At 43.5% G+C, this 17,797-nt stretch carries 17 protein-coding genes; 16 read left to right on the plus strand and 1 reads right to left on the minus strand.

The genetic code is table 11. The features are described 5' to 3' along the window. Positions 1 to 67: 67 nt before the first annotated feature. From mrtJ to xthA, 16 genes are all read left to right on the plus strand, one after another. On the plus strand, positions 68 to 475 hold the full coding sequence (gene mrtJ, locus DACET_RS02460; protein ID WP_013009830.1) for a JDVT-CTERM system glutamic-type intramembrane protease MrtJ: 408 nt from the start codon (positions 68 to 70) through the stop codon (positions 473 to 475). Between the two features lie 30 nt (positions 476 to 505). Beyond that, positions 506 to 1,357 carry a Type II secretory pathway component PulC-like protein gene (locus DACET_RS02465; RefSeq protein ID WP_013009831.1) on the plus strand — a complete coding sequence of 284 codons (852 nt, stop codon included), beginning with the start codon at positions 506 to 508 and terminating at the stop codon, positions 1,355 to 1,357. Continuing rightward, positions 1,354 to 3,204, plus strand: coding sequence for a type II secretion system secretin GspD (gene gspD / locus DACET_RS02470; protein ID WP_013009832.1), 1,851 nt, complete (start codon positions 1,354 to 1,356; stop codon positions 3,202 to 3,204). Before DACET_RS02465 ends, gspD begins: the two co-directional genes overlap by 4 nt. Next, positions 3,201 to 4,649: a GspE/PulE family protein gene (locus DACET_RS02475; protein ID WP_013009833.1), complete on the plus strand. Its 1,449-nt coding sequence runs from the start codon at positions 3,201 to 3,203 to the stop codon at positions 4,647 to 4,649. Before gspD ends, DACET_RS02475 begins: the two co-directional genes overlap by 4 nt. After that, a complete protein-coding gene (locus tag DACET_RS02480; RefSeq protein WP_013009834.1) occupies positions 4,649 to 5,842 on the plus strand; it encodes a type II secretion system F family protein in 1,194 nt (397 codons plus the stop codon). The genes DACET_RS02475 and DACET_RS02480 overlap by 1 nt, the downstream gene beginning before the upstream one ends. Before the next feature lie 129 nt (positions 5,843 to 5,971). Further along, entirely contained in the window at positions 5,972 to 7,768 is a 1,797-nt protein-coding gene (gene lepA / locus DACET_RS02485) for a translation elongation factor 4 (protein WP_013009835.1), read from the plus strand. Between the two features lies 1 nt (position 7,769). Next, positions 7,770 to 8,417: a signal peptidase I gene (lepB, locus tag DACET_RS02490; protein WP_013009836.1), complete on the plus strand. Its 648-nt coding sequence runs from the start codon at positions 7,770 to 7,772 to the stop codon at positions 8,415 to 8,417. A 53-nt stretch (positions 8,418 to 8,470) separates the two neighbouring features. Then, a complete protein-coding gene (gene pyrH / locus DACET_RS02495; protein WP_013009837.1) occupies positions 8,471 to 9,187 on the plus strand; it encodes a UMP kinase in 717 nt (238 codons plus the stop codon). A gap of 1 nt (position 9,188) precedes the next feature. Continuing rightward, complete coding sequence (frr, locus tag DACET_RS02500) at positions 9,189 to 9,746, plus strand: ribosome recycling factor (RefSeq protein ID WP_013009838.1); 558 nt, start codon at positions 9,189 to 9,191, stop codon at positions 9,744 to 9,746. Continuing rightward, positions 9,746 to 10,480 carry an undecaprenyl pyrophosphate synthase gene (uppS, locus tag DACET_RS02505; protein WP_013009839.1) on the plus strand — a complete coding sequence of 245 codons (735 nt, stop codon included), beginning with the start codon at positions 9,746 to 9,748 and terminating at the stop codon, positions 10,478 to 10,480. Before frr ends, uppS begins: the two co-directional genes overlap by 1 nt. After that, the gene (locus tag DACET_RS02510; protein ID WP_013009840.1) at positions 10,473 to 11,270 is read left to right on the plus strand and encodes a phosphatidate cytidylyltransferase; all 798 of its coding nucleotides are present in this window, start codon (positions 10,473 to 10,475) and stop codon (positions 11,268 to 11,270) included. Before uppS ends, DACET_RS02510 begins: the two co-directional genes overlap by 8 nt. Before the next feature lie 2 nt (positions 11,271 to 11,272). Further along, positions 11,273 to 12,400 carry a 1-deoxy-D-xylulose-5-phosphate reductoisomerase gene (dxr, locus tag DACET_RS02515; protein WP_013009841.1) on the plus strand — a complete coding sequence of 376 codons (1,128 nt, stop codon included), beginning with the start codon at positions 11,273 to 11,275 and terminating at the stop codon, positions 12,398 to 12,400. 6 nt (positions 12,401 to 12,406) lie between these two features. Further along, positions 12,407 to 13,465, plus strand: coding sequence for an RIP metalloprotease RseP (rseP, locus tag DACET_RS02520; RefSeq protein ID WP_013009842.1), 1,059 nt, complete (start codon positions 12,407 to 12,409; stop codon positions 13,463 to 13,465). Positions 13,466 to 13,607: 142 nt separating this feature from the next. Continuing rightward, positions 13,608 to 16,019, plus strand: coding sequence for a flagellin N-terminal helical domain-containing protein (locus DACET_RS16640; protein ID WP_013009843.1), 2,412 nt, complete (start codon positions 13,608 to 13,610; stop codon positions 16,017 to 16,019). A gap of 43 nt (positions 16,020 to 16,062) precedes the next feature. Next, positions 16,063 to 16,230 carry a hypothetical protein gene (locus tag DACET_RS16195; RefSeq protein WP_013009844.1) on the plus strand — a complete coding sequence of 56 codons (168 nt, stop codon included), beginning with the start codon at positions 16,063 to 16,065 and terminating at the stop codon, positions 16,228 to 16,230. 93 nt (positions 16,231 to 16,323) lie between these two features. Continuing rightward, entirely contained in the window at positions 16,324 to 17,124 is an 801-nt protein-coding gene (xthA, locus tag DACET_RS02530; RefSeq protein ID WP_013009845.1) for an exodeoxyribonuclease III, read from the plus strand. Between the two features lie 67 nt (positions 17,125 to 17,191). Here xthA and DACET_RS02535 read toward each other — a convergent pair whose 3' ends face one another. Then, entirely contained in the window at positions 17,192 to 17,770 is a 579-nt protein-coding gene (locus tag DACET_RS02535; protein ID WP_013009846.1) for a nitroreductase family protein, read from the minus strand. Positions 17,771 to 17,797: the final 27 nt, after the last annotated feature.

The raw sequence follows: 17,797 nt of genomic DNA on the forward strand, positions 1-17,797 counted from the left end.
CCGCTGTTTTTATTAATAATTCAGATTATATTTGACAAAGACACTTTCGACAATAGATAGTTTAGTTATGGATAAAAAACGTACATCTGACTTCAATATTATGCTTGTTTTCATACTCGGCGGCTTAGTGTGGTTTGCTGTACGCCTTTCCTATGGGGCGTTTAGGCTTCCTGAAGCGAAGGAAATACTTATATTTCTGCTGCTTGCCCCTGTGGCAGAAGAGCTGTTTTTCAGAGGAGTTGTCCAGGACATTCTGAGGCGTAAAACTACCTCTGTAATGATAGGAATCAGTTTGGCAAATATTATTACGTCACTGTGTTTTACGCTTTTTCACATCCCTTTTTGGGGATATATGCATTCTGCACTGGTGTTCATACCATCTATTATATTCGGTTTTCTATATGATAGAACAGGGAAATTAGCGTATTCTGTAATTTTGCACTCAATTTATAATCTCAACATTTTTATAGTTTGAAATTCTTATTAATCATGGTAATCATATAGCATGAAATTGATTAATTATAAACATATCCTATACAGTGCTGCTGTTGCATTCAGCCTTGCGTGGGCTGTAAGCGGCTGGGTGTCGATGTACATGTCAGGTTCATACAACGTGTCTATCGATGTCAGCTCCTCTAAAGATACACAAAAAGCAGTTCTGCCGGATACAGATCTTATTATCGAGAAAAACATATTTGATGCCGAGATATCCGAAGTAGTTATTTCCGATACTGAAACACAAACTGTCGAGGGTGTTTATACACCTGCGGCGGCGGGATTTAAAGCGGCTCTGCTCGGTGTGCTCACCGGAGACGAAGACGCAATAGCTGTTATCACCTTCAACGATAAAAATTACATACTGCGGCAGGGGATTGCGCAGGACGGGCTGGAACTGGTGGAGACAGGCTATTTCCATGTGGTGGTCAGGTTTCGGGGGAAAGATTACAGGCTGATACTGACGGCTGACGAAAATGGTGTGCCGAATAAGGCAGGGAAGATATCCGCCGGAGCGACGCCCGCAGCGTCCGCAGACCAGACAAACTTCAAAATCAGCAGAAAAGAAGTTGTAGAAAAATTATCCGACGTTAATTCTGTTATCAAGTCTGTGCTGATAATACCTTATGAGAGAAATGGTAATTTTGAAGGGTACCGTGTGCGGAGAATGGCTGGAACATCCATACTTAAAAAGCTGGGTGTACAGAGAAATGATGTTATAATGAGGCTTAACGGCAGATCGCTCGAAAGTCCTTCTGTATTTTTTGATACACTGAAAAATGCCGAAGACCTTAGTGCGGTCAGTCTTGATATATTGAGAAGCGGCAAGAAAATGACTATATACGTGGAGATAGAGGGATGAGTTTTATTAGAGTAATGTTTTTACTATATCTGTTAGCGTTTTCGTCCTTTGTTTATGCAGCAGAGATCAATGTTAATTTCCGAGACATGGAAATGCAGGAATTTGTCAGTTTTGTTTCCGAGTTTACCGGCAGAAACTTTGTCTATGACAAGAAAGACCTGAAAGGGCAGGTGAGCATAGAATCATCCTCAGAGATGGGAACAGATGACATTATGGAGATCTTCGCCTCCACACTCCGAGCAAACGGGCTGGAGCTTGTGGACAGGGGGACTTATGTTGAGATTGTCCGGCAGAGCGATATCAGCGATATTGCAGATTCCGATGGGGTGGGTGACGGCAACGCACTTATTACAACGATTCTCACCTCGCACAACTATGACGCAAGCCTACTTGCAGGAACCCTTATCAAGCTCAAATCAAAAGCAGGATATGTAGATGTTTTAAAAGGGCTTAACGCTATAGTTATCAGAGACAGGATAGACAGGATAACTAAGCTGAAAAAACTTATGGAAAAGCTGGAGATGAAAGCAGCCGGTTATACCATACACATAGTAAAGGTTGAACATGCGTCTGCCAGCGAGATGGAGTCCACACTGAAGAAGCTCTATAGTGACCTCCAGAAGAAAATGATGGTGGCAAATGATCCTGTTATAGTTGCAGATGATTATTCAAACCTCTTGGTCGTTGCCTGCGCTGAACGGGACTTTGAGAAGATATCATATGTTATTTCTCAGATAGATTCTCCTATCCCCAGCGATCACAACGCACCTAAAGTATTCTACCTTAACAACGCTAATGCCGAAGATGTTGAGAAAGTCCTCAGTAAACTTACCGGTGTTGAAAACGAAGATAAAGGGAAGAAGGCATCCAATTCAACTTCAACAGTTGCTTTTGATGCAGCCACAAACTCTATTATCGTTTTTGGTAGCCCTGACCTTTACAGCAAAGTTGAAGGGCTTATAGAGAAACTGGATAGACCCAGAGAGCAGGTTTACGTTGAAGCGCTTATTATAGAGACAAGTATTGAAAACGGCAGCGACTTCGGTGTTGAATGGCAGGTTGGTGCAGGTAATGACTCTCAGGCGGGGACTATCGGCTATCTTGGCAGTGACGGCGCTCTTACCAGCTTTCAGTCTTCTGTACTGGATGGGGATTCACCGAACTTTGGCGCTCTTTCAAGCGGTTTCAACCTTGGTATCCTTGGTGATATCGTTACTTACGAAGGGGTAAGCTTCCCTACACTGGGTATACTTGCAAACTTTGTCAAAACTGCCAGTGGTATCAACATCCTTTCTAATCCTCAGATACTAACTCTGGACAACGAAGAGGCTGAGATATTTGTCGGTGAGAACAGACCGTTCCTTACCAGTACAAAGTACGATTCCAACAACAATCCGGTTCAGTCGTATGACTATCGGGATGTTGGGGTTAAGCTGAATATTGTTCCGCAGATATCTTCAAATGACACTATCACCCTGAAGATAGAGCAGGAAGTGAAAAAAGTATCCGGTGCGACTGCTGATGTCGTTGCCCCTGTGACACTTACAAGGTCTACTAAAACTAAAGTTAAGCTGAAGGACGGAGCAATCATGGTTATTTCCGGTCTTCTTAAAGATGACTCAGAAACCTATAATTCTTCTGTGCCTTGGCTTTCAAGTATTCCTGTAATCGGATGGCTGTTTAAAAATAAGAACTCCAGTTCAGAGAAGACAAATATGATGGTTTTCATCTCAACCTCGATCATCCGTACACAGGAAGATGCTAAAAAACTTACTGAGAAGAAACAGAATGAGTCTTCAACGTTTAAAGAAGAAATTGATAATAAAATACAAAAAGAATTCAGATGATAGATTACGATAAACTTATAGACGTGTACCTGAAATATCCGGACAGGGGGGATTTTGCCCCCATTGCTGACGGTGATAAGGTATGCATTCTTTACACAGGAAATGTCGGACTTGGAAAGGCGAGACACCTTGTCTTTTCAACAGGCGCAAAAGCTTCGTTCAGAGAAGTTGAGCGTCAGGAAATACTTGCAGAGCTGGAACGTCTAGAAGCGTCCAGAGATGATGAGTTCGAAGGCGATATCGGTGATTTCGAGGATGTTTCAGACATACTCTCTGCATCCTATGATGATGCACCCATAATAAAGTTGGTTAACCAGACTATAATTCAGGCTGCAAAAAACGGGGCGAGTGATATCCATTTTGAGGGGCTCACAGGTAAATTTGCTGTACGTTTCCGCATAGACGGTAAACTTCATACTGTAAAGCAATACCCGAAAAGCCTTCAGGAATCTATTATCGCAAGGATCAAGGTTGTGTCTGATCTTGACGTTGCCGAAACCAGAAAGGCTCAGGACGGGCGTATAAACCTTCGTATAGGAAACAGAGATGTGGATATACGGGTTTCAACCGTTCCTTCTGTCACTGGTGAAAAGGCTGTTCTCAGGATACTGGAAAAGTCGAAAAGTCTTGTGACAATTGATAAAACAGGTTTGCCTGAAAACCTTGTGCCGAGGTTCAGGAAAGCTATAAAAAGACCAAACGGTATCATACTTGTAACCGGTCCTACGGGGTCAGGTAAAACAACAACACTTTATGCAGCTTTGCAGGAGCTGGTCAGTGACGATACCAACATCATGACTATCGAAGACCCTGTGGAATACCAGATGGAAAAGATAACACAGGTTCAGGTAAACAGAACTGTAGATATCACATTTGCCAGTGCTGTACGTGCTTTCCTACGGCAGGATCCGGATATTATCCTCATTGGTGAGATCCGTGATACTGAGACAGCTCAGGCTGCTATTCAGGCATCTCTCACAGGTCACCTTGTGCTTTCAACACTGCACACAAATAATGCTCCCACCGCTGTGGCGAGGCTTATAGACATGGATGTTGAGCCCTTTCTGCTTTCATCATCCATTGTGGCTGTTCTGGGGCAGAGGCTTGTTCGCAAGCTTTGTCCGCACTGCCGTAAAGAGGTCTCTGCCGAGCAGTATGTTAAAGATTTCTTTATGATAGAAGGACTTGAGATCGAAAAGTATTATGAACCTGTCGGTTGTGACCGTTGTCTGCATACCGGATTTTCCGGGAGGCTTGGTGTTTTCGAGATGCTTACTATCACAGACGGGATAAGAAAACTTATAAACGAACGGGCAGACTCCTCTGCCATAGCGAAAGAGGCTAGGAACGCTGGATATAAACCTATGATGTGTCACGGATATGAGATGGTTTCCTCAGGGATAACATCCCCTAATGAGATCATTGCAGTTTCAGGTAATGATTAATGCCGGTATTTACTTATGACGGACTGGATAAACAGGGGAAACGTGTTAAAGGTTCCATCGAATCTGCAGGGCGCAATGCGGCACTTGCCAAACTGTCTGCGGACGGTATACTTGTCGCCCAGCTTTCTCAGGCATCAGATAAAAGGAAGAGGGACAGATATAGTTTCTCCTTAAAAAAGAAAGCATTGCCGGATATTTTCTTTCAGCTTTCTATCCTTATTTCCAGTGGTATTCCTCTTACCCGTGCGTTGAAAGTTACTGCCGATACAGTCAAAGATACAAAAATGAAGAGATCTCTTCTGGACATGGAAGAGAAAGTCAGCTCCGGTAAGCGTTTTTCTGACGCTATGAAACCGTATGAAAAGATATATACTGAGCTTTATATACACCTTATCAGAACATCAGAGAAGGTGGGCAGGCTGTCTTCTGTCCTTCTGGACATATCACGCTTTGAAGAGGAACGCAGGAAAACCGGAGAGAAGATAACCAGTGCCATGATGTATCCAAGTGTTGTTATGATGCTTGGGCTGGGTGTTGTGGGTTTTATGCTTACGTTTGTTGTGCCGAAGCTCGAAAGTATCTTCAAGAGTGCCGGTGCAGATATACCCTCATCTACAAAGATACTCCTCGGAACTTCCCGTTTCCTTCAGGACTATGGGATGTATGTTTTTCTGCTTCTGCTTCTGCTTATAATAGGTCTGCGAAAGCTCTATACTGCCAAAGGCAAATTCAGGGCTAAAGTTGACCAGAAACTGTATAAAATCGCTTTTGTAAGACATGTAACAGTATCACACCTTGCACATGTTCTTTCGTTTCAGATACGCGAGGGTCTTCCTCTGGTTGAAGCTTTGTCTAATACTGCTTCCGGTCTGAAGAATGTTTATGTTAAGGACGCCCTTGAGGGAGTTTCAGAAAGTGTGAAAGGCGGTCGCAAATTTTCCGAATCTGTAATGGAAACTCAGCTTTTTGACGAACTTTTTGTTGCTGCTGTCGCAACAGGAGAGAAGAGTGGTACGCTGCCTGATCTTCTGGACAGGGTTAATACTTATTACAGCAGAAAAACAGAACAGTTTACCTCTCGGTTTGTTTCAATTATCGAACCTGTTTTTATAATGTTCATAGGTCTTGTGGTAGGTTTTATTGTTATATCTATCATGGATCCCCTGTTTTCCATCAATACTCTGGTCAAATAGTTACTTAGCGGGTTGTATTGTAAATAAGTGGGAAATTGAATAAAACTACTTGAACTTTACCCCTCATATAGAGTATTTTGAGCGGATACGCACAACTCGGCAGATGCCGGGATATGTACAGAGAGGATTATGAGCAACATCAGAAATTTCAGCATCATTGCACACATCGATCACGGTAAATCAACCATAGCGGACAGGCTCATTGAGCATACTTTCACTGTGGAAAAACGTCAGATGCGTGACCAGATTCTGGACAGCATGGACATTGAACGTGAACGCGGCATTACTGTGAAGGCGCAGACTGTCCGCCTTAAATATAAAGCCAAAGATGGTAAAGACTACATACTGAACCTTATCGACACCCCTGGGCACGTTGACTTCACATATGAGGTTTCACGAAGCCTTGCTGCCTGTGAGGGCGCTCTGCTTGTTGTTGATGCCGCACAGGGTGTAGAGGCTCAGACTATCGCGAACGCCTATATGGCGGTAGATCAGGAGCTTGAACTGGTTCCTGTTCTCAACAAAATCGACCTCCCGTCTGCTGATCCTGATAAAGTTAAGATAGAAATCGAAGAGATAATCGGCATAGATGCTGCGGATGCTATACTTGCCAGTGCAAAGTCAGGCTTAGGTACTGAAGACATTCTGGAAGCTATCATCAAAAGGATACCCGCTCCGGAAGGCTCTGTTGAGGAACCACTGAAGGCTATGATAGTTGACTCATGGTATGACTCCTATCTTGGGGTTATAGTCCTTATCAGAATGGTTGACGGTCAGCTTGAGGCGGGCGACAAGATACAGTTTATGTCCAACAAGACTGAAAGGGTGGTGGACACTGTCGGCTACTTTCTGCCTAAGCCCACGAAAACTGACAAACTCGTGAGTGGTGAAGTTGGATTCCTCACCGCATCCATAAAAAATATAAGAGAGATAAATATTGGTGATACTATTACTATCGCAAGACGCCCTACGGTCAGACCATTTCCTGGGTTTAAAAAAGTTAAGCCGGTGGTATTCTGCGGCATGTACCCTGTGGAGTCCAAGGATTACGAAGATCTGCGCGACGCTCTGGAAAAGCTTTCTCTTAATGACAGCTCGATAACTTTTGAGCCGGAAACTTCCGCAGCTCTCGGTTTCGGGTTCAGAGGTGGCTTCCTCGGTCTTCTGCATATGGAGATCATACAGGAGAGGCTTGAGCGGGAGTTTGATCTTGACCTTGTAAATACTGCACCTACAGTTGTTTACAGAGTTACCAAAAAAGATGGTGAAGTTGTCATTATAGACAATCCGGCAGGCATGCCTGAAGTGGGGGAGATAGAGCTTATCGAAGAACCTGTTATCGATGCAACGGTTATTCTCCCTGAGGAATTTGTAGGCGGCATAATGCAGCTTATGGTTGCCAGACGGGGAATGCAGACAAATATGAAATACATCAACGAAACCAGAGTGATGCTGGAGTACAAGCTTCCGCTCAGCGAGGTTGTGATGGATTTTTATGATAAACTTAAATCTGTTTCAAAGGGCTATGCTTCTTTTGACTACGAATTTTCAGGGTATCAGCAGGGAGACCTTGTTAAGCTGGATATCCTGCTGAATAAAGAGAAGGTGGATGCTCTGTCCATCATAGTTCATAAGGATCAGGCATTTTATAAAGGGCGTGATCTGGCGGACAAGCTGAAAGAGGTTATCCACAGGCAGATGTTTGACATTGCTATACAGGCTGCTGTGGGGAATAAGATTCTCGCCAGAACAACTGTTAAGGCGTACCGTAAAAACGTGACGGCTAAATGCTACGGCGGTGATATTTCAAGAAAGAGAAAACTTCTGGAAAAGCAGAAAGCAGGAAAGAAGAGAATGAAAAATATAGGCAATGTGGAAGTTCCGCAGGAAGCTTTCATGGCTGTTCTTAAATTAGGTGATGAATAATATGGAAGATGCAAACGAACAGGTGAAAACTGAAAAGAAGAAAGACGGATTTTTTGACTCGCTGGTAGTGGCGGTCGTGATTGCGATGATTATAAAAGGTCTGCTTTTACAGACATATACTATACCTTCTGAATCTATGTACGACACTCTTAAGGTCGGGGACTTTCTGATTTTAAACAGGCTTGCATATAAGTTCAGCGAACCTGAAAGGGGGGACGTGGTTGTTTTTGAATACCCGCTTGACCCTGGCAAAGATTTTATTAAGAGAGTTATCGGAACTCCGGGTGATAAAATAAAGCTTGTGGATAAAGTTGTTTACGTCAATGGTGAACCGCAGGATGAACCTTACAGAAAGATCAATGAACAGACGCCTCTTCCGGGAGCTGTGACAACTAAGGACAACTTTGAAGAATTCACTGTTCCTGAAGGCAAGTATTTTATGATGGGTGACAACCGTGATAACAGCTATGACAGCAGGTTCTGGGGATTTGTCCCTGAAAGCAAGATCAAAGGGAAGGCTCTTCTCATCTACTGGTCCCTTGAAACTCCTAAATACAACTCAGCATGGGCGAAATTCCCTCTCAGACCTCTTAGGTTTCTCAATCCCGAATACAACAGGTTTGAACGTTTCTTTCAGCTTATAAATTGAAATGAACTGACAATTGTGCAATAATTATTGGAATTTAATACAAGGGGTGATTGGTGACTAAACCTGCATACGAAACAATACTGCTGAAGCTCAGCGGTGAAGCTCTGATGGGACAGTCAGAGTATGGTATTAACTTTGAGACTGCTAGTTTTATTGTTAACGAAGTGAAAAGTGTTGTGGATCTGGGCGTACGGGTCGGCATAGTTGTCGGCGGAGGCAACATATTCAGAGGAATGCAGGGAACAGCAGAGAAGATGGACAGAGTGTCTGCAGACTATATGGGGATGCTCGCCACAGTCATAAATTCGCTGGCGCTTCAGGATGGACTCGAAAAGGTTGGCATACCTACAAGGGTGCAAACTTCTATTGAGATGCGCCAGATCGCAGAACCTTTCATCAGAAGGCGTGCTATGCGCCACCTTGAGAAAAACAGAGTTGTCATATTTGCCGCAGGCACGGGCAATCCGTATTTCACAACAGATACAGCGGCAACACTCCGAGGGACAGAGATAAATGCAGAGGTGATACTGAAGGCAACAAAGGTTGACGGCGTATACACTTCTGACCCTGTCGTTAATAAAGATGCTGTTAAATTTGACAATATTACATATCTCGATGTCATCAACAGAGGGCTGAAAGTTATGGATTCCACTGCAATATCAATGTGCATGGACAATAAGATACCTATAATAGTTTTTGATATATTTGGCGAAGGAAATATGAAAAAAGTTGTTCTCGGCGAGAAGGTCGGGACTATCGTGGAGGGGTAAGATGCCGGATTCAGTTATGAAAGATATGAAAGACAAAATGGACAAAACCATCAGCCATTTCAAAGATGAGCTGAAAACTATAAGAACAGGAAGAGCTTCTGTTGCGATGTTTGACGGTGTCACCGTTGATTACTACGGCACACCTACACCGCTTTCCGGTGTTGCTAGTTTGAACGCTCCTGAGCCCAGGCTCATCACTATTCAGCCTTGGGATATGAGCATTATCGGTGCGATAGAAAAAGCTATACAGAACTCTAACATGGGATTTAACCCTTCGAACGACGGTAAGATAATACGCATTCCTGTTCCTCAGCTTACGGAAGAGCGCAGGAAAGAAATTGTAAAACTCGTCAAAAAGATGGCTGAGGATAATAAAGTTGCAATCAGAAACCTCCGCAGAGAAGGTAACGACAAGATCAAGAAGCTTGAAAAAGATAAAGAGATATCTGAAGATGACTCTAAAAAGTTTGTGGCAGACATTCAGGATGTTACAAATGATTTTATCAAAAAAGTCGACGAAGTTACTGCTGCAAAAGAGAAAGAGGTGATGGAGATATAGTGCAGGATCTTAAAATACCAGAACACCTTGCCATTATAATGGACGGCAACGGACGCTGGGCAAAGATACAGGGGAAACCCCGTATCGCAGGGCACAGCAAGGGTGCTGAAGTTGTTCGTGATATTGTAAAATATACTTCCAGACTGGGGGTCGGCTATCTGACCCTCTATACATTTTCTATGGAAAACTGGCTCAGACCTAAAGACGAGGTCGGTTTTCTTATGGAGCTGCTTGAAGAGTACCTGAAAGGTGAAATATCTGAGCTTAATAATAACAATATCAGGCTGACAGTTTCGGGGCGGACACAGCTTCTCCCTGAGAAAACACAGGCTGTCGTTAATGAAGCCGTTGAAAACCTTTCGAAAAATACAGGTATGGTACTCAATCTTGCCCTTTCCTATGGTGGGAGGAGCGAGATTGTTGACGCTGCTAAACAGATGGCGAAGCTTGCCCTTCAGGGTGAGATCGAGCTTGATAAAATCGAACGTGATGAATTTGGTCAGTTTATGTATCATCCGGAGATGCCGGATATAGACCTGCTTATCAGAACCAGCGGGGAGATTCGTATAAGCAATTTTATGCTTTGGCGATGTGCATACAGCGAACTGTTTTTCACTGATGTTCTGTGGCCTGATTTTGGCACGGCAAACATCGATGAAGCCTTTGAGGAGTACAACCGCCGTGTAAGGAGGTTCGGCATGACAGACGAACAAGTGGCGGAAGATAATGAGTGAAAAAAATAAGAGAGTTTTGACAGCTTTGGTAGCAATACCCCCTATTGTTGCCCTTATAATATATTTCGACAATATTGTTTTTTTTCTGGCGGTGCTTACCGTCATCCTTTTTTCAACCAAAGAATTTGTAAATATGCTTGAACATGCAGGGATCAAAATATTGTATTTTCCTGCTTTTTTCGGCTGTGTTCTGTTGCCTTACAGTATTTTCAGAGGAGATGTCAGTATCTTTTCTGCTGCTCTGGTGGTAACTGCCGGTCTTTCTATGGTGTTCAAGCTTTTCTCTAGGGAGCCTCTTGAGGAAACATTTATGATTATAGGAGCTACTTTGCTGACAGTGCTTTACGCTCCTTTAATGTTCTCGTTTATAATTCTTTTGCGCAAAGTTGGCGTTCATTATATATTCCTGCTTTGTGCTATTATATGGATGAGCGACACCTGTGCCTACTACTTTGGATGCAGATACGGTAAACATAAACTCTATGAGAAGATCAGTCCTAAAAAGAGTATCGAAGGGGCGCTTGCTGCTTATATCGGCGGCGTTGTTTCCGGTGTCCTTTACGTTTATTTTCTGATGGATATATCGTTGTATCATGCAGGCTTTGCCTCTTTTTTGGTGGTGACAGCCGGTATGATAGGCGACCTTGTGGAGTCTATGTTTAAGAGGCGTGCGGATGTGAAGGACTCGGGGAGCAGTATCCCCGGGCATGGCGGTTTCCTTGACCGTGTTGACTCACTTTTATTCGGTGCGCCGGCACTCTATCTCTACAGTATATACGTGGTATTCTAACTATGCCTAAAAAGATAGGTATCATCGGTTCCACAGGTTCAATAGGTACACAGGCTCTGGATGTTATCAGACGCAATCCGGACAAGTATCAGGTTGTTTTTCTAAGCTGCAATAACAATATAAAACTTCTTGCTGAACAGGCTGCAGAATTTAAGCCTAAGCACATATGCACCACAGGCGGGTGTAATATGGACGGTGCTATCTGCGGCATAGACGGTCTCATTACCTTAATAGAGAATGTTGATGTCGACCTTGTTGTTTTAGCTGCTGTCGGTGCTGCCGGCATAGAACCCGCATATGCTGTTGTCAGCCGTGGTATTGATATGGCACTTGCAAATAAAGAATCGATTGTCGCAGCAGGAAGGCTGATCCTTGGGAAAGCTGCCGAGACCGGAAGCAGGGTTATCCCTGTGGATTCCGAACATTCGGCTATTTTTCAGTGTTTGCACGGGCAAAAGCGTGAGCACCTTCACAAAATCGTGCTTACAGCCAGCGGTGGTGCTTTCCGCAATACACCTGTTGACGCCCTTGGCTATGTTACCACCGCAGAAGCTCTCACTCATCCTAATTGGAGCATGGGCGCAAAGATTACTGTGGATAGTGCTACTATGATGAATAAGGGGCTGGAGCTTATAGAGGCGAGATATCTTTTTGATGTCGAACCTGACAGGCTTGATGTTGTTATTCATCCGCAGTCGGTAGTACACTCCTATGTAGTTTTTAAAGATGGGAGTATGCTTGCGCAGATGGGTAATCCTGACATGCGCACACCTATTTCATATGCTATGGCATATCCGGAAAGGACTTTTTCCGGAGTAGAGCCTCTTGATATGTCCGATGTGGGAACGCTGAGCTTCCAGAAACCGGCACTGGACAAATACCTGTGCCTGAAAATTGCTCTGGAAGTATTGAAAAAAGACCAGTCTTCTCCTATGATAGTAATGAATGCGGCAAACGAAATAGCCGTGGATGCTTTTATAAAAGGGAAACTCACATTTCTTCAGATACCTGAGCTCATTAGCAGGGTTCTGGATGAGTGTGATTTCAGTGAACCTTCCAGTGTTCAGGCTGTCCTTGAAACAGACATAAGGGCACGGGATGCTGCCAAACATATAATAAAAAAAGGATAAAAACTTATGGGTATAATTTCCGCGATATTCCTTCTGGGGATACTTATTTTCATACATGAACTTGGTCACTTTTTGGTTGCGAAATATAATGGCGTACTTGTGGAGAAATTCTCCATCGGGTTTGGCCCTAAAATATTTTCAAGAAAAAAAGGGGAGACAGAATATGCTCTTTCAGCGATACCTCTCGGCGGGTTTGTCAAAATGTATGGTGAAAGTGTGGATTCTGACGTGGATGATAGTCTCAGAAACCGCTCATTTGCCCATAAACCTCTGAAAGCCCGTTTTGCAATAGTCTTTGCTGGACCTCTGTTTAACTTTATTCTTGCCGTACTTATCTATACATCGATTTTTATGATAGGCACCCCCCGCTTTCTTTCCTCTGTGGGAGAAGTTATGGAGGGGACTCCGGCTCAGTCAGCAGGTCTTATGGACGGCGATGTTGTGAAATCACTGGACGGACAGCCTATGCGTTACTGGGACGAAATGAGTTCGTATATTAGCGAGAAACCAGGCGAACCGGTAGCTTTTCAGGTTGAACGTGGCGGAGAACTGCTTACTATTAATGTCACACCTGAAATAGTCAAAGATAAGAATATATTCGGCGAAGACATGACCATCGGCAGGATAGGTGTACAGCGTGGAGAACTGACAGAGACTTTCCGTACGCTTAATCCGGCTAAAGCTCTCTATAAAGGTGCTGTCCAGACATATAATGTCTCTGAGCTGATGGTAATGGGTGTTGTCAAAATATTTCAGAAAGTTGTCCCCGCAGATAATCTTGGCGGTCCCATCATGATAGTGAAGATGGCAAAAGATTCTGCGGAAACAGGCATTATAAGTTTTCTCAGCTTTATGGCGATTATAAGTATTAATCTCGGGATTCTGAACCTTCTGCCTATCCCTGTTCTGGATGGCGGGCACCTTATGTTTTTTACTATTGAGGGCATAATACGACGTCCGGTCAGCATTAAAATTCGTGAATATGCAAATATGGCTGGGCTCTCTTTGCTCATGTTTATTATGTTTTTTGCTTTTTACAACGATATAATGAGATTTTTTAAATAAAAAATAAGCTATATATATCAATGCTATAAAAAATAATTTAAAATTATTTTAATATTTCACTTAAGATTTGATTGGTTTTAGCCGAATTTAAAAATGCGCAAGGATGCGCAGACCTCTATTGAAAGAATCAAGGAGGATAGAGATGGCTATAACAATCTATCAAAATGTAGCGGCTTTAAGTGCCCAGAGAAATGTCGGGCAAAGCCAGAATGCTATGAACAAGTCAATTGAAAGGCTCTCATCAGGGCTTCGTATCAACAGTGCAGCCGATGACGCATCAGGTCTTGCAATATCTGAGAAATTGAGAGGTCAAATTGCCGGTCTCCAGCGTGCTTCAATGAACGCTCAGGACGGTATCTCAATGTTGCAGACAGCGGAAGGTGCACTGGGTGAAGTAAATACGATGCTCAGCAGAATGCGTGAACTCGCTGTTCAGGCGTCCAACGGTACCTACACATCTAATGACCGTGTAGAGATTCAAAAAGAAGTTGAAGAACTCAAAAATGAGATCGACAGGATATCATCATCCACAGAATTCAACACAAAAAAGCTCCTTAACGGAGACGGAACCGCTCTTTGGTCATCAAGCTCTGATCAGATAGAAGCTATTATCCGCGATGACGTGGAACAAGGCAACTATAAGATTCAGCTTGAAACTATTGCCGGTGAAAACCAGATTTTTAAAACCGACATCATGACCCTGAGGGACGATGTTATCGGTTCTGAGATTATCACTGCCGGTAATGCCAACGAAACAAACATAATGTCTATAACCGATCCTGAGTCACTTAATGCAACAGGTTCTGCCTATTACACAGTGACTGTAGGCGACACTACAGCTACTTCAACAGCAGATGTCGGTGTTACAGGTTTCTTTCAGAATCCTGGGTCAGGCTTTATAGTTAGTGCAGTCGGCACAGGTGCAGGTACACTTAGTTCGGTTCCGGGATATGTTGAAATCGAATTTTCAGAATCAGTTTACTCTGCAGCAGTAGGGCAGACAATCACTGCTAATGTAAGATTCATTAATGCTCTCACTGGCGAGAAAGGCGACTGGGGCGAGGTCACTATGACTGATGCAACAGGCAATGGTGTCTTTACTGCCGGTACAACAGATTTCGGCGGTACACTTAAGAACACAGACGGAAACGTAATAAACTTTGACATATCTGTGGGGTACTATACCGGTGCTGTGCAGTCTGGTGATAAAGTGCTCGTCAACGTTTCTCCTATGCCTGCCGGCGCTGTTGGTACAGCAGGGCTTACTTCTTCAGGAGGCGGTACCATTAAAGTTACCGGAGGTCCGAATAATCAACCCGGACCAACGATAGTCTTCACAGGCGCCAGCTCCCTTACATCTGCGGACAATGGTGATAACTTTATAGATACACAGGATAAAACTATTTACCTCGCCAGCATCAATACAAAAACAGGAAATATTGATGTTGGTAACTTTACAATGAACTTCAGAGAGAACACCAGCACAGCCAACACTGCTGTGGGGACAACTCTCACAGGAGATCTTTCCCTTGCAGTAACCGGAGCCGGCGAAGCAGCTTCAACAACAAGTAAGCTGAATGATCTTGCTGTTTTCGTGGATTCAGATGGCAATAATCTGTTTGAGAATAAGCAGGAACTTACAGTATGGGGTAACGGTACAAGTGCAACAATTTACCTTGAAGGCAATGATACTCTTGCTGATGTTGAAGAAAAGCTCACAAAAGCTATTGTCGAAGGGCTCGGAATGGGCTCAGATGACAACAACGTCAACAGCCACCTTGTGGATTATGTTTCTATAGCTGAGTCCGACGGTGTAAAATCTGTAAAAGGTACTTTTATCATACAGACAGCGCTGACAGGTGAGCAGGGAGAGATAGCTTTTTCAGGAGATCAGGCTCTGATAGAAGGGCTTGCTCTCAACGAGATACAAGAATCAACTAACAACACAACAAAAGTGGCTGTTTACGATGCTCACACAGGCGACCTGAAGGGCACTGATGAAACAGGCAACGACAGAGTATACGGCGTTATCGATGGTGTTGAAATCGTTCTTGACTCCAGAGCAGGTGTTGATGAATCATGGAATACAACTACTGGTTCCATCGATTTTACAACAAATAAAGCCGCAGCTCAAAAAGAATATTTTCTTCATATCGTTGATAACTCAACTGATTTGCAGATCGGTGCTAACGAAGGGCAGACACTTGCGGTAAGCATACCACAGCTTGATGTAACAGGGCTTGGGCTTGACAACGTAACACTTGTTTCTCAGGATCTTGCACAGAAAGCTATCCCTGACATAGATGCTGCTATCAATCAGGTAGTAAGCATCAGAGCGACAATAGGTGCTCAGATCAATAGACTTGATCACACTATTGTGAACCTTGATACAGCAAAGGAGAATATGACTGCTTCTGAATCAAGGATCAGAGATCTGGATATGGCCGAAGAGATGACAACATTTACAAGATATCAGGTGCTTTCACAGGCAGGTATCTCGATGCTTGCTCAGGCTAACCAGATTCCGCAAATGGCTCTTTCGCTACTTCAGTAAAAAACAATGATAACTGATGTAGAAAAATTTGGGAGGTAGTGCTATGGCTGCTATGAGTGTACAGAAAAAAGACAATAATAAGAATCAGATGGAGCAGCTCCAGGATATGCTTAAGGAAATGTTCCAAACAAGTTTTTACGGTTCTGTGGAAGTCAAATTCGAAGCGGGGCGTGTTACAATCGTCCGCAAAACAGAGTCGATGAAAATCTAAAGAGAAAATAGATGATCATAGAAGAGGGGGCTTGAGAGCCCCCTCTTTTTATTATACACTCAGATACATAATAAATGCAAAACCGGGGTACATATGAAAGTTGTCACATTTAATGTTAACAGCATCCGCACAAGAATTCATCAGCTTGAAAAGCTCATAGAAAAACACTCTCCGGACATTATCGGACTACAGGAAACAAAAGTCAGAGACGAAGAATTCCCTGTGGAAGAGATAAGTAGACTTGGATATCATGTAGAGTTTCACGGGCAGAAGACCCATTATGGTGTGGCGGTGATGTCAAAAGAAAAACCTGTTCTTGTGCAGAAAGGTTTCCCTTCTGACGACAGCGAAGCACAGAGAAGGCTTATTATGTGCGACTTTGGCAGTGTTAAGTTTATTAATGGTTATTTCCCGCAGGGGGAGAGCAGGACACATCCTGTAAAATTCCCGGCTAAAGCGAAGTTTTATTCTGATCTTTTGGCTTATCTTAACACCTCTTTCAGTGTGGATGATAATGTGCTGCTCGTTGGTGATATGAATGTTGCGCCGACTGATTATGATATAGGCATAAGTCCTGACAGTGTAAAGCGGTGGCTTAAGCAGGGGAAGACAAGCTTTCTGCCGGAGGAACGTGAGTGGATTAAAAATGTTGCTGACTGGGGGCTGACAGATGTTTACAGGAAGATTAAACCTGAATCAGATGAGTTTATGAGCTGGTTTGATTACCGCAGTAAAGGTTTTGAACGTGATCCCAAGAGCGGGCTCCGAATAGATCATATTATGGCTACCGAAGCCCTTGCAGACTGTTGTGTCGATTGCGGCATAGACTATGAGATACGGGGCATGGAAAAACCATCTGACCACGCACCTGTATGGGCAGATTTTCAAAATTAATGCGCAAAAATTGTGGGATACTTACTTTATACTGTCTTATAAATAAAGATTATATGTGCAATGCCTGTTAAAACTTGTTAAGCAATATATCTTCGGCTTTGTATTTCGGGACATAATGGTTGCCTTCAGCGTCGCGGTGGTATGCAACATCATCTTTGACAGTTTCCAGAACCACATTTTCAACAGGGTAACCGAGTGCGACCACCCACATCAGCTCGTATCTTTCATCTATTTCTAACAATTTTTTTATTTCAGGTTTTATGAAGTTTCCAATCATACAGCTTCCCACACCTTTACTGATTGCGTAGAGGCACATATTCTGCATTGCAAGTCCAGAATCAACAAGAGGCATGGCAATTTTCGGTGCCTGTTTATCCGCGAGCACTACTACATATGCAGTGGGGCGTTCTTCTTCTACGGGACCGTCCCACTCTTTGAGTCTGCCAGCCCAGAGCAGATGAGCGTATAGTTTTTCGCACATATCGGGTGTGTTTACAGTAATGTAGCGCAGGGGTTGTGCATTGGCTCCGCTTTGGGAAAGTCTGGCGGCGTCAACCAGCTCTGACAGGAAAGTGTCTTCCAGTTTTCTGCTGTTATCAAAACGGCGGTAAGATCTGTTTTTAGTAATCAATTGAAGAATATCCATTCTTAGCTCCTTCTGTTTCATAAATTA

The sequence above is a fragment of the Denitrovibrio acetiphilus DSM 12809 genome (assembly GCF_000025725.1).
GTDB classification, from domain to species: Bacteria; Chrysiogenota; Deferribacteres; order Deferribacterales; family Geovibrionaceae; genus Denitrovibrio; species Denitrovibrio acetiphilus.

Coding starts and splice junctions, on each gene's coding strand:
- DACET_RS02510 (WP_013009840.1), top strand. CDS start 10,473: ATGAGTGAAAAAAATAAGAGAGTTTTGACAGCTTTGGTAGCAATACCC.
- frr (WP_013009838.1), top strand. CDS start 9,189: ATGCCGGATTCAGTTATGAAAGATATGAAAGACAAAATGGACAAAACC.
- lepA (WP_013009835.1), top strand. CDS start 5,972: ATGAGCAACATCAGAAATTTCAGCATCATTGCACACATCGATCACGGT.
- xthA (WP_013009845.1), top strand. CDS start 16,324: ATGAAAGTTGTCACATTTAATGTTAACAGCATCCGCACAAGAATTCAT.
- DACET_RS16195 (WP_013009844.1), top strand. CDS start 16,063: ATGGCTGCTATGAGTGTACAGAAAAAAGACAATAATAAGAATCAGATG.
- DACET_RS02465 (WP_013009831.1), top strand. CDS start 506: ATGAAATTGATTAATTATAAACATATCCTATACAGTGCTGCTGTTGCA.
- lepB (WP_013009836.1), top strand. CDS start 7,770: ATGGAAGATGCAAACGAACAGGTGAAAACTGAAAAGAAGAAAGACGGA.
- DACET_RS02535 (WP_013009846.1), bottom strand. CDS start 17,770: ATGGATATTCTTCAATTGATTACTAAAAACAGATCTTACCGCCGTTTT.
- rseP (WP_013009842.1), top strand. CDS start 12,407: ATGGGTATAATTTCCGCGATATTCCTTCTGGGGATACTTATTTTCATA.
- dxr (WP_013009841.1), top strand. CDS start 11,273: ATGCCTAAAAAGATAGGTATCATCGGTTCCACAGGTTCAATAGGTACA.
- DACET_RS02480 (WP_013009834.1), top strand. CDS start 4,649: ATGCCGGTATTTACTTATGACGGACTGGATAAACAGGGGAAACGTGTT.
- DACET_RS02475 (WP_013009833.1), top strand. CDS start 3,201: ATGATAGATTACGATAAACTTATAGACGTGTACCTGAAATATCCGGAC.
- DACET_RS16640 (WP_013009843.1), top strand. CDS start 13,608: ATGGCTATAACAATCTATCAAAATGTAGCGGCTTTAAGTGCCCAGAGA.
- gspD (WP_013009832.1), top strand. CDS start 1,354: ATGAGTTTTATTAGAGTAATGTTTTTACTATATCTGTTAGCGTTTTCG.
- mrtJ (WP_013009830.1), top strand. CDS start 68: ATGGATAAAAAACGTACATCTGACTTCAATATTATGCTTGTTTTCATA.